Annotated in this window: 9 protein-coding genes; 2 read left to right on the top strand and 7 right to left on the bottom strand. The window is 44.9% G+C overall.

All coding sequences use genetic code 11. The features are described from left to right. Nucleotide 1: 1 nt before the first annotated feature. Complete coding sequence (locus tag R7035_RS03670) at nt 2-1888, bottom strand: methyl-accepting chemotaxis protein (protein ID WP_132936231.1); 1887 nt, start codon at nt 1886-1888, stop codon at nt 2-4. A gap of 364 nt (nt 1889-2252) precedes the next feature. On the opposite strand from R7035_RS03670, the gene R7035_RS03665 reads away from it, so the two are divergent. Continuing rightward, nucleotides 2253-5003, top strand: a complete 2751-nt coding sequence (locus R7035_RS03665) for a M16 family metallopeptidase (RefSeq protein ID WP_132936232.1) — start codon at nt 2253-2255, stop codon at nt 5001-5003. Between the two features lie 88 nt (nt 5004-5091). Here R7035_RS03665 and R7035_RS03660 read toward each other — a convergent pair whose 3' ends face one another. Then, on the bottom strand, nt 5092-5544 hold the full coding sequence (locus R7035_RS03660; RefSeq protein WP_080659230.1) for a polymer-forming cytoskeletal protein: 453 nt from the start codon (nt 5542-5544) through the stop codon (nt 5092-5094). Further along, a complete protein-coding gene (locus R7035_RS03655; RefSeq protein WP_005374721.1) occupies nt 5448-6401 on the bottom strand; it encodes a M23 family metallopeptidase in 954 nt (317 codons plus the stop codon). The genes R7035_RS03660 and R7035_RS03655 overlap by 97 nt, the downstream gene beginning before the upstream one ends. A 427-nt stretch (nt 6402-6828) precedes the next feature. Here R7035_RS03655 and R7035_RS03650 point away from each other — a divergent pair, with 427 nt between their 5' ends. Further along, the gene (locus tag R7035_RS03650; protein ID WP_318145966.1) at nt 6829-8583 is read left to right on the top strand and encodes a hypothetical protein; all 1755 of its coding nucleotides are present in this window, start codon (nt 6829-6831) and stop codon (nt 8581-8583) included. A gap of 81 nt (nt 8584-8664) precedes the next feature. On the opposite strand, the gene R7035_RS03645 is transcribed toward R7035_RS03650, so the two are convergent. The 4 genes from R7035_RS03645 to R7035_RS03630 all read right to left on the bottom strand — a co-directional run bounded on the left by R7035_RS03645 (nt 8665) and on the right by R7035_RS03630 (nt 12366). Continuing rightward, entirely contained in the window at nt 8665-9309 is a 645-nt protein-coding gene (locus R7035_RS03645; RefSeq protein ID WP_318145965.1) for an START domain-containing protein, read from the bottom strand. Between the two features lie 77 nt (nt 9310-9386). Beyond that, on the bottom strand, nt 9387-10571 hold the full coding sequence (locus R7035_RS03640) for a multidrug effflux MFS transporter (RefSeq protein ID WP_318145964.1): 1185 nt from the start codon (nt 10569-10571) through the stop codon (nt 9387-9389). Continuing rightward, entirely contained in the window at nt 10568-11212 is a 645-nt protein-coding gene (locus R7035_RS03635) for a recombinase family protein (RefSeq protein WP_318145963.1), read from the bottom strand. Before R7035_RS03635 ends, R7035_RS03640 begins: the two co-directional genes overlap by 4 nt. 146 nt (nt 11213-11358) lie before the next feature. After that, nucleotides 11359-12366, bottom strand: a complete 1008-nt coding sequence (locus R7035_RS03630; RefSeq protein ID WP_318145962.1) for a LacI family DNA-binding transcriptional regulator — start codon at nt 12364-12366, stop codon at nt 11359-11361. Between the last annotated feature and the right edge of the window lie 169 nt (nt 12367-12535).

Below are 12535 nucleotides of genomic sequence, written 5' to 3'. Positions count from 1 at the left end.
TTTAAGCCAGTTTAAACGTCGCCACTTTCGAGTTGAGATCCTCAGCTTGCGATTTCAGCTCAGCAGATTGATTCATCGATTCTTCGGCACCAACTACCAAGTGATCGGTCACATCTTTAATGGACGTGACGTTTTGCGTGATTTCATTGGTTACGTGCGTTTGCTCTTCGGCGGCGGTCGCGATTTGCGTTGCCATATCGCTGATCAGCGCAACGGCCGCGTTGATTTCATCCAGAGCCAGTGCTGCGCGATCTGCATCTTCCACCGAACCTTGCGCGAGCTGAGAGCTTGTATCCATGATGGTCACAGCGCGTTGTGTGGTTTGCTGCAAAGTCTCGATCGTCGAGCGAATCTCTTCGGTTGAGGTGTGTGTGCGTTGTGATAGCACGCGAACCTCGTCTGCAACAACGGCAAAACCGCGACCTTGTTCACCTGCACGCGCCGCTTCAATCGCCGCATTCAGAGCCAGTAAGTTGGTTTGTTCTGCGATGTCTCGAATCGTTGATAGTACGGTTGAGATGTCTTGCGCGTGCTGGTTGAGCTCGCCGATGACAACGCTCGCTTGGTTGACTTCAGAAGACAAATTGTTGATGGATGACTTGGAGTTGATCACTAACTCATGACCATTTTGTGTGCTTGCTGAAGAGTCTTGAGCGGCTTTAGCCGTCTGCTCTGCATGTGCTGCAATCTCTTGCGTTGCCGATGCCATTTCAGTCACAGCGGTCGCCACCATAGTGATTTCTTGTTGCTGATGGTTCAGATCGGAAACCGATTGATTCGCGCGAGTCGTGCTCAGCTCCGATTGTTGGCTCAGTTCTTCCGCTTGGTGACGAATGTGACCAATAAGTTGCTGCAAACTTTCAACGAACTGGTTGAAGTTTTCAGCCAGCTCACCAACTTCGTCACGGTTTTCTACTTTGATGCGTTGAGTTAGGTCGCCGCTACCGTTTGCGATTTGTGCAAGCGCATTCGAAACGTTGTAGAGCGGACGGAACAAGATGTTACATAGCAGATTAAACAAAGCTACACAGATAACGACGACGATGGTGGTTGCGATGATCTGATCCCAAACAGCATCGTAGAGTGGGGCAACCAACGAGTTTTGATCTAACACCGTCACTGTTGTGAGCTGGGTACCCTCTATGTGGCGCGCGTAAATCACATATTCGGTGCCGTTAATAGAGACGCGACGCTCTGTACCTGAACGTGCGGCAGACGTAATGTCGTTGCTGTTGAGGCCTAGCTTGCTAACCGGTTGATTCAGCAGTTTACCGTTGTTATGAGTGAAAATATTGCCCTGTTCATTGGCAATAAACATATAACCTGCACCCGGTAGGATCACTTGGTTCAGACTGTTCAGGATATCACCGATCTCTACGTCAGCACCCAGAACGACGGTTTGACCATGCAATTGCAAGGCTTTACCGAGCGACACGACGTTAGCCCCCGTGGCTGCTGCGACGGTTGGGTTATCCATAAAGACTTTCGATGGGTTGGCGATTGCATTGGTATACCAACCCCACTTACGAGGATCGTTATTACCTGGTGGCAAAACCACCCCATTAGCGTTGTCTTGTGACCCGTCCGGGTAAGCGAGGAAAACGTTATCGAACGCGCCAGAGTCTCGGACTTGTTTCAAATGCGTAACCAGAGAACGTTTCTCTGAATCAGAAGAGAGTGAAGTTAGTGCCCGCTCTTTAGAGAGTAGCCAGTCCTTTACGTATTGATTGTAAGATGCGCTAGTGCTTTCTAGTCGCTGTGCGACTTCGACATCGAGCCTGTTTAATGAATCTCGAAAAGACAGCCCCTCTACCAGCACTCCCCCTAGAATGATGGCGGCACTGGCAGAGATTGCCAGTTTGTTTTTTAATGATAGATTTTTGAACATAAAGCGAATAATAGATCTTTGAATAATAGTTGTTGTGTTTTTATTCTCATCAGTGCTCTCTGCGCTGTTGAATATGCAGCAGAAAGTCAGATTCGAATCTGTTCAATAATTATATTTTATTGCTCAAAATAAATACTGACTCCATGTCGCGAATTTGAGTTTTACATCAAATAAGCAAAAGGATTTGGGACGATATTATTTATGTATTTGTAAAGTAAGGATTTGTCGATTTTTGTAAATGAGAATTGATTTCAATAAATGGTGATCTTTATCACATTTGTGTGTCTGATAATCCATTAAAAATGTGAAGGTTATAGCACCGGATATATATTGATTAGCTTAATCATTGTTATGGGCAATCGTTATGCGCAGTATATTGTTAGTCCCCGCGTTATTAGTGTCAGGGTGTGCTCTGATACAACAGTCGACGCCGATTCAACCTGACGCCAACTGGCACGTGGACCAGTTATCGAACGGTATGAAATACCATCTTTATCCAACAGAAGACCAAGAAGTTTCGGTCCGTTTGGTGATGAATATCGGCTCATTCCAAGAAACATCTTCTCAAAAGGGTTACGCTCACTTTGTTGAGCATATGGCGTTTAATGGTAGTGAGCATTTTACCGGTAACGACGTTGTCAAACTTTTCGAGCAATCTGGTGGTAGCTTTGGCGCTGATATCAACGCTTTTACCAGTTATCAGCAAACGTCTTACCAACTTGACCTTGCGAATAATACGAAGCTAGAAGATGCCCTGAAGTGGATGAGAGATATCGGTAACGGACTTGAGTTTGCTCCTGAGCAAGTAGAGAAAGAAAAAGGGGTGATTCTTGGGGAATGGCGACGTGCTAATCCAGATGATAAGTCCTTTTCTATGCATGCTTACCAAGCCTCGATTGAAGGCACTATGTATGGTGAACATGACCCAATTGGTACTCGCGAAGCGATTCAAAACGCTTCCTCGAGTAAGTTAAAGGCGTTTTACGACAAGTGGTACCAGCCACAAAATGCCGAGTTGATTGTGACTGGTAATATCGACGTAGATTCACTGTCCAAGATTATCAAAAGCAAGTTCTCGAACTGGGAAAGTACCTCGGATACGGTAATAGAGAAGCGCCGTGATATTCGAGTGAACAACGAAAACAGAATCTTGCCAAGTAACACGATGGAATCACCAAGTCTTCATTTAGTGATTGAGCGTGGTCTAAGTGGCAGCGCGACGATTGAGCAACAACATGAAGTGTGGCGTGATGAAGTCGCAACACAACTCATTCAACAGCGTTTGATCCGTGTACTCAGTGATGCCGCTGAACCTTTTCAATACGCTTATGCAGAGCCCTATTACTCTAACTATCAGCGTATGATGTCGGCAGGGATTTCGTTTGCACCAGATCGCCGCGAACAAATGCACCAGACTTTCATTCGTACCTTGGCGTCGTTAAGAGATTATGGTGCGACTCAATCCGAGTTAGATAGCGTTATGTCAAATTGGCAAGGTGAACTTGCAAATATTGATTCAGATTGGAGTCAGCGTAAGCCAAACAGTTACGCAGAAGCACGTGTTTTTCAAATTGGACAAGACAGTGTCAGCCAATCAAAAGAGAATTATGCCCAGAGTTTGGCAGAATTCATCAACAACGAGAATTTAGAGAGCATTAACACACAATTGACGGCTTTGTTATCTCAGCAGCCAAGCTTTTTTATTGGTTTGGGGAAAAGCGAAACGTCAGAACAGTTCAATGGTGTATTTGCCGCTCTAAACAGTGCCTATCTTCAAACTGGCGAAAAACCGTTAGAGATGTATGACAAAGTGGATGGATTCTTAAAGCCTACCCAGGAAGGCAGCATCACGAGCATGCGTCAGGAAGCGGATGGTTTTCAAGTCTATACGCTATCAAACGGTGTCGAAGTGTGGTTCCAAAAAGATACTAAAGCGGGTGGTCGAGCGTATATTTATTATGCGAGTCAAGGTGGTAAAGCCGCTGTTGATCCGACGTTGTATGCCGCTTATGAAATCGCAGCAACAACGGCAATACGCAGTGGGTTAGGGGCATTTTCTGGTTCAGAGCTAGATAGCTACTTACGCAAAAACAACATTGCGCTTGGCGCGATGCTTGATGCGACCAGTCACGGAGCGCAAATTACGGCGCCAAATACGCACCTAACTGATGCTTTGAATGGACTATACAACCTAGCGACGGAGATTAAAGTCGACGAGCGCCAGATGGCGGCAGCGAAGCAAGAGTTTAAACAGCAGAGCGGCGCTTTTTTTGAATCACCGATGGGAAAACTGATTCAAAAAGCAAACGGCAATTCTTATTTGCCGGGGAGTCGTCATCGTATAGTGTCCAGTGATGATGTTGAACAAGTGACTTCCGAGCAGATACTAGCGGTGCATGAGCAACTTTTCAAAACCAATGATGGCTTTAAGATGGTTATTGTTGCAAACGTAGAGCCGGAAGAAATTACACCACTTTTGCGTAAGTATGTGGCCTCTATCGAAATGAAACCGAGTCGTTCGATTGATTATCACGTTGCGTTTAACCCGGAAGTGCCGGAGCGAACTGTGGTTGCGGATGGGCATGAACCTTCATCGTTGTATGTAATGCGTTTGACTAATACGAGCGATTACCAACGTACGGCAAGAGACACGGTTATCGAAGATATTTTGCAACGTATTAGTAATGCACGTGTTTTGGATATTGTGCGAGAAGAGTCTAGCCTTGATTACAGCCCGAGCATTTACACCATGACACAAGATCGCGAACCCATCTCTGATTGGCTCTTGGAGTCTCAAGTCGAGCCCGAAGACGTGGCACTTTTAGAGAGTAAACTGGGCAAAGTGTTTGATGATTTAGCGTCAAATATTACCCAAAAAGAAGTGGATACGGCCGCGAAACAATTGGCAGTCGCGATGCAAGGATTGGATGACAACCCAGCACAGAGATCATGGGCATATACTCGTTATTTGGTGCATGATTACGGCGTCGATGTGTTACTTGACGTTGAGAAAGTGGCTAAAAGTGTGACGTTAAATGAAGTGAAAGCGCATGCAAAATCAGCTTTTGGTCCACAAGCAAAACGCTCGGTGATGGTTTTAAATCCGGCCGAATAATCACGTAGTTTCTGACGAAAATCGTGGCAATAGTAATAAAAAAGACGGCGTGAAAGCCGTCTTTTTTAAGCACTTTAATCAGAGCGTTTTATGCTGATTTACGCGCAAGTCGCTTTTCATTGTTGGTGTTGTTTTCTTTTGTGTTCGCACTGTCTTGAGCCTTACCCTTTAACGTTACCACTTCCTTTTCAGGTAATTCGGCTGCTTCACCAAAGAATTTGCCACCAGGTTCAATGCTGAGGTTATTGCTCCAGATCCTACCGCTTACGCGTCCCTTGGCAAGTACTTGAATGTGTTCTGCGTGACAGTTTCCGTCCATCATGCCATTTATGATCAGCTGTTTAGCGTAGATTTCACCGTTTACTCGCCCGCTTTCTGCGACAACGAGAGTGCCTTCCACGTTAATTTGACCATCGACGATGCCATCAATCTGGACATCGTTTTCTACTTTGAGTTCTCCGCTAAGAGAACAGCCTTTGGCGATGAGAGTTGAAGCTGCTGAGCTACTCGTTGTTCCACTGTTTTGATTAAAGATTCCCATCGTATTCTTCGCTCCTTAGTAAAAATGTCTTCGAAATCATTAAGGCTCCAATCGACAAATGGTTTCGGATTCAGTGCTCGCCCAACAAATCGCACCTCGTAATGCAGGTGAGGGCCAGAAGAGAGCCCACTGTTGCCGGAAATTGCAATCAGCTGCCCTTTTTTGACGAACTGACCACTTTTTACTTTGAACGCTTTCAAGTGCGAATAAGAACTCGAAAAACCGAAAGAATGTTGTAGCCTGAGGAAGTTACCAGAGCCTTTATTACTGCGGCGGGTAACTTCCACTACCCCATCGGCAGGGGCATAAATTTTGGTACCGATATTTACGGCAAAATCGAGCCCACGATGCATTTTGGCAACTTTTGTCACCGGATGGATACGCTTACCGAATCCGGAAGATAGCCGTACGTTGCCGACTGGAGAGCCACTTGGTATTTGGTTTAATAACACCATGCGAACGTTTGAGGTTATCGCCGCTGCATCGAGCCTAGCATCCAAGTTATTTGTCGAGGTATGTTCTCCAACCCCAAGCACTTTCTCTAATTCACCCAAACGTTCCGAAACAAGTTGTACCCGTTCTTCCCGTTCTGAAAGGTCATTTTCTAGCTCTGATTTAAGTGTTTTCAGTGTGCTGAGCTCTTCACCCATGGTGCGTGAATGCTCTGTCAATTCAGCTTGTTTTAACGCTGCATTATCAACGCGAGTGTACAAGTGATGAATTAAGATTACGGTCGCGGCCAGAGCAACAACAAAAAAAACGAAAAACGTTTTTATGTTGCGTTGCATCCTTTTACTGAAGTACCAATGTCTTGAGCCATTGATAGTTGATATAGAGATCGTCAACTGGTCTTTCATCGTCTTCTATTGCTCGTATTTGGTATACGTCTCGTCACTGAGTTAGTAGGAATGTAAGGAAAACGAGTAGGGACTGCCAGAGGCAAATTGGAAAGAAGTGTCAGGTCGTGAGGCGTTTTCAGATATTAGATAAAAGACTCAATAAAGATTTAATATTCTGCTGATTTTGGTCGTAATTACTCCAAATCGCTTCATTTAACTGAATATTATGATTTTTAAGGCGGTTATCCGAGAAATTGGATTGTGAATATTGCCAATAGCATCCGCACGCAATTCAACTTACTTCACGGTTTGCCTTATAAATGTTGGATAATTTATCAAACCGACATTCATTACATCGATAACTTGTTTATGATAGCGGTTGATATAAAGCACTATTCATTGGCTTTAAACCTAAGCGTTACATTTCGTTTAGGAACACATAACTATGACAACGGAGTTGGTCGTGAAAAAACTACTATTGGCTACAGCAGTGGTCGCAGCAGCAGGGGGCGCTGGCTACCTGTACCAAAACAATACTACCGCGAGTGATGCAGGCTCACTGTTAACGCAAGTTCCTGCAGATTCACTTATGGTGACGTATCAGACTGAACCTTTTAACCATTATAAATACATGAACGCATTCGGTACGGCGAATCAAGGCTCGATTGCAGAACTTTTTGCCGATGAACCACTGTCTCCACAACAGCAGTTTGCAGTTAACTTATTCGATGGATACCTAGAGAGTGCTGCGTCGCCAGAAACATTAAAAGCTTATTTGGGCACCGGGGAAAACATTAATCCTGTGTTGTACACAATTGGTATGGTACCGGTGTACAAAGTGGATATTGAAGACCCTGCCGCGTTATGGAAAACACTGGATCATGAAGAGCAGATGAGCGGCGCTAAGCATGAGTTGGTTAAGCTTGGTGAAGTCGAGTATCGTCGTTACGAGATGACTGATTCAATTGACCCGCAGGACGGTATTGGCTTGGTTGTAGCCGTGGTTGATAACGTGCTTACGTTAACGATTGATGTTCCGCAACTGGGCGTTCAAAACCCGATTAAAATGGCACTAGGGCTTGAAGCACCAAGTCAAAATATTGCTGACAGTGGACGCCTTGAGGCGTTGCAAGCCAAATACGGTGAAAACAACAACTCTTTTGGTTACTTTGATCATCGCGAAGTGATTAAAGGTTTGACGACGAAAGATGGCAATATGTTTGCTCGTCAAATCAGCACGTTGGATGCAATAGATCCTGAACCAACTATTGAGGAAATGCGTTCACCAGCCTGCCATACTGAGCTTACTCAAGTTGCAGAAAACTGGCCTCAGTCCGTCGCGTTTGCAGAATACAAGATTAAAGGCGATCAGGCGTTCATTAAAGGTTCTTTTGTTGTTGAGTCCAACAATAAAGTGATTCTAGATGCGCTCAAGTCGATTCGTGGTGTATTGGCAGAGTCTAAAAGTGATAAGAGTTTCTTTAGTATGGCGCTTGGTTTAGACATCAATACGCTAGCGCCATCGATTGGTCAGATCTGGGCTGACTTGACCCAGCCTCAATACCAATGCTCTTTATTGACACAAATGCAGCAAGAGATGGGCGGCCAGAATCCAGCAGCCGCTGTAAGCATGGGGTCAGGCATGGTTAACGGCCTTAAAGGGTTAAGCCTGCAAATGTTTGATATCAAAGTAGATACTAATGCTCAGCATGGTGAAGTATTTAGCCAGCTAGATGGTATGTTGTCTCTTTCTGCCAATGATCCAATGATGCTTATTCAAACTGCGCAAATGTTCGTTCCTGAACTTGCTCAATTGCAAATTCAACCGGATAACCAACCTGTTAATGTCAGTGAGCTATTAGAAATGCATACTGGCGTGAAGGTGGACGTGTTTGCTCGTCTAAACGAAAACCATTTCACCCTTTACAGTGGTGATAGTGCTGCGGAAGCAAGCAAAGAAGTGATGGCGCAATCACTTTCTCCAAATGGCTTGTTCAGCTTTGATTTTGATTCAGAGCGTATTTTGGAAGTGTTAGAGAGTGCGTCGTCAATCACTGGGGAGCCGGTTCCGGATGATGTTGTCAAAAGCTTACAAGGCGAGCTTGTTGGTGGTATGACGATGGACGTGACAGACCAAGGTATTGGTTTTGAGTTTGATTACCGCGGTGCAACTAAACCTGTAACGGTTGCACAGCAGTAACACATTGAGTAGAAAAAGGCGGCTTGAAGCCGCCTTTTGTTATTATGTACCGTATTAAAAAGCGAGTGGGAAGAGCGACGCTTACTCATCTATTTGAGGATGAGAGTATTGCTGATATTCAGGTAACTCTTTTCTTAAATTACTAAATGTCGTCCATGCACTTTCTTTTGAAAGTTTGTTGATCAGCCAGTTTGGCAATAGACCTCCGGGGTCAGCAAACGCCTTGTATTCCACGAGTGTTGTATCGTTTGTGAGTTTTTGTAACTCCCAAGTCGCATCAACCGAGCGAATTCGAACATAACCATTTTGTTCAGCAAGATATGAGTCAGGTGCGCTTTTGATTTCTATGGTGAACCCCAGCTCATCGACCCAGTACTTTGAGTAGGTGACCATATCCCGATTTTTGGCAGGCCATGGCGCTTTAAACTGGGTGTAAACGATGTTCTCGGTGGCCGATATTTGATTTAAAACCCGGCTATGACTGGCATTGTCAATCCAGTTCGGGATATTGTCACTGTCTTCCAGTAGCGTTAAAAATGCACCATAGCTGGTGGGTGTGAACATCCGAGCACGGATCTCAACTAAACCGTTACTATGTTCTCGGGAGTAAATTGTGATTCCATTCTTGTCACGCTCGAACTGCCAGTTCTCGTTGGCGCTCGCGTCAGTACCAGCGGATATCAATGTGGCGAGTGTTAAGGCGCCAATTCTTAAATGCAACATCATGTTAGTATCCGCCAACTTTTCCTAAATTTAAGTTTATACGATTTGTCGTAACTATAAGGACAATAGTATGTTTTTTGTTATCGTTCTGAAGGTTGCTCTGCACTGAAGCCACGTTGAATGTTGGTGAAGGTAAGCGATGCAAATATTACGATAACGATCGCTAGATGCCATGCTTGACTCAATCCAAGCTGCACCAGAGCTAAGCTGACCAATGAGGAGACGACCATTTGTCCACCACCAGACATTGCCGCTGCGGCACCTGCTTGCTTTTTATAAGGTTGCATTACCATCGCTTGTGCACAAGGTAGGGCAATACCATTACCCAAGATCATTAATAGCTGTCCTAGCATCAGAAATAGAGGCTCAACAGGGCAGAAAAATAACCATATTGCTGCAGCGAGGTGAAGAAATGGGGTGCAGAGCAGCATTTTCTTATTGCCAATAATTGGCCTTACTCGGTTACAAATCGTGGTACCACATAACATACCCAAAGCGGGAATGAGTGCCCACATCGCATATTGAGCGGAGGTCATGCCAATTTGATCTTGCATGATAAATGGCATCACAGAGACTGTCGTAATCATTAAGCTGAAGTTTAACCAACTGATACTGGCGAAACTCATAAAGTAACGAGACGTAAGTAAGCTCTTGTATTGGAGCAACATTTTTCGGGGTGACGGAATGACAGAACGTTTTGCGATGGTTTCTGTGAACTTAAAGGCGATGATTACCCAGGCCAGCGAGACATAGCCCAACAGAGAAATAAACACCATACTCCAACCGAAGTGGAAGTTGATAAAGCCGCCAATCACAGGTGCAATAAGTGGCGTGATTGAAGCCGCCATGGCGATGTAAGACATTGCCACTGGGAGTTCATCCCCGCTAAATCTATCTCGAGTCGACGCCCTCGCGAGTACCGCGCAGCATCCTGTACCTAACCCTTGTAAAAAGCGCCCCATCACCATCCCTGTAAATGTGTCACTGAAGAAAATAATCATCAGCAGACCAGACATCGCGATGAGTAAACCGGTAAGTAATACTCTTTTTCGTCCTAAAGCATCTGACACTGGCCCGTAGATAAATTGAGAGGGGCCAAAGCCGAGCAAATAAATACTCACAAGTAGTTGAGCTTGGTCGAGGGAGATGGAAAAGTCTTTTGCTATCCATGGCAAAGAGGGCATGACTAGCCCCATGCTCAACTGGCCAACGCTAATAATAAGACAGGCGAGTAGTATAGTATGAGAGTTGATTGGGCGACTCATGACTGGTCTCCATTCAAACAACCTTTTTGGCGTCGTGATCTTAAGCCGCCTTCGTCATCCACTTCATTTAGCTTTGCTTTGACCCGCTTCACAGTCGATAGACTGACTTCGCATTGCTCTGCTACGTTTTGCAATGTGTAGCCTTCTAGCAGTAACGTTGCGATCTGTTGGTGTTTGGTTTTGTTTGCGGGGCGGCCGCGAAACTTCTGTTTCCATAATTCTGGCTGCTCTTTAATGGCCTGTCGCCCTTGCTCTGCGGCAAACAGGCGATGTTCAGTCTGCACTTTCCCATATCCAGATAACACTGTGAGTAGTGTTTGAGTTTGAACAGAACCTGGCTCAAAAGTTAGTGATTCACATACGGTTTTCAATGTTACCCCTTTATCGAGTAGCATTTTTATTGTGTTCAATGCTTGACTAAAGTCGCGACCAAATGCGGTCAGCCACCAGAGCACAATCGTATCCCCAGCTCTGACGGAATCGAGCAGGTGTAAGAATGCCTCTCTCTCGGTTGGAGGCATGCAACCACGAACCTTATCCTCAAAATGCTGAGCTTCGGGCGCAAAAGCTTTTAGAGTATTAAGGTGCTCTTGGTAAGCTCGATTTTTTGGCGAATAACGAGTGTAAAGATACGTGGTCATAAGGATTATGAGCCTTTTTTTTTGGGGTTCATATAGTGTAATGGCTCATAAATATACATGGGTTCATTAATGCTTACAACACTAAATGAGCCGTTTGGGAGTCAGAGGCAAATAAAAAAGCCAACCGAATGGCTGGCTATAGCTATTTAAGCTTTTGTTGTCTGTCGCTCGATTAACTTCACTGGCACCATCATTTTTACTAGGCTTCCGTTTTTCGTATTAATTTGATCAACAATGATCTTCACGCACTCGCGAGCGAGGCGACGGAAATCCTGGCGGAATGTGGTTAGTTGATAGCTCAACCATTCTGTCTGAGGAATATTATCAAAGCCAATGACTTGTAAGTCCTGAGGAATGCTCAACCCGTATTCTATACGGGCGATATCCATGACCGCCATAGCAAGGTTATCGGTTGCACAGAACACCGCTTCAGGCCGATTTTTGTCTGCCAGTATGGCACGGACTTTATCAAGTGAGCTCGCGTAGTCATAGCTGGCTTCAATGATGCGTGGCGTCTTGCCGGTTAGGTCTTCAAATTCAGAGCAGAAGCCGCTTTGACGTTCGTCATTCGTAAAGGTTGGTACTTCTCCCGTCAAATAAACCGCGTTCTTCACGCCACTTTTGTGCAGAAGTTGCGCGGCTTGTTGGCCTGCTTCGTAGTTGTCACTGATAACGTAGCTACTCCTAGTACCTTCAACAACTCGTGCGTATTGAACAATTGGGATATTAAACTCTTCACATTCTTCATAAAGGGACTTATTGAAGGTTGCGGAAGCGGCAATGACACCATCGACGCGATACTGGAAGATATTTGGGATTGAGTAGACCTCTTCTTCATCCACTTGCCATGGAATCAATACGGCAGAATAACCTTTTTTCTGTAACTCACTGGAAATTAATTGCAGTGTTTTCATATGGATAGGGTAATCCGCATCAGGAAACACCAAACCTATCAATTTCGATTCGTTTGTGGTCAGGCTACGTGCAAAGGCGTTAGGGCGGTAGTTAAGGGCTTTAGCCGCTTCAAAGACTTTTTGCTTGGTCTTTTCGGATACTGAGCTACCCGGAACAAACACGCGCGATACAGTAGATTGAGAGACGCCTGCCATCTTTGCCACATCTTTTGATGTGACTACGTGTTTAATTGATTTCATGAATAAAACTTAGTTGCCAGTAATTGAGGTCATAAGACTAGCATAAATAGGTACGTATTCATAAATGTTCTAACGGGTATCCTAAGTAGAATAATGGCTTTGGAGTATTAAAAAGCAAAATGTGGGTTAACCCATTCGATTTGCTTTGAGCTAGCACTAGAGCTAGAGC

Origin of the sequence: Vibrio sp. 1731, from assembly GCF_033339955.1 — a bacterium.
Lineage (GTDB): Bacteria > Pseudomonadota > Gammaproteobacteria > Enterobacterales > Vibrionaceae > Vibrio > Vibrio alginolyticus.
The sequence above is the reverse complement of the archived record's forward strand: the minus strand, read 5'-3'. Positions and strand labels throughout refer to the sequence as shown.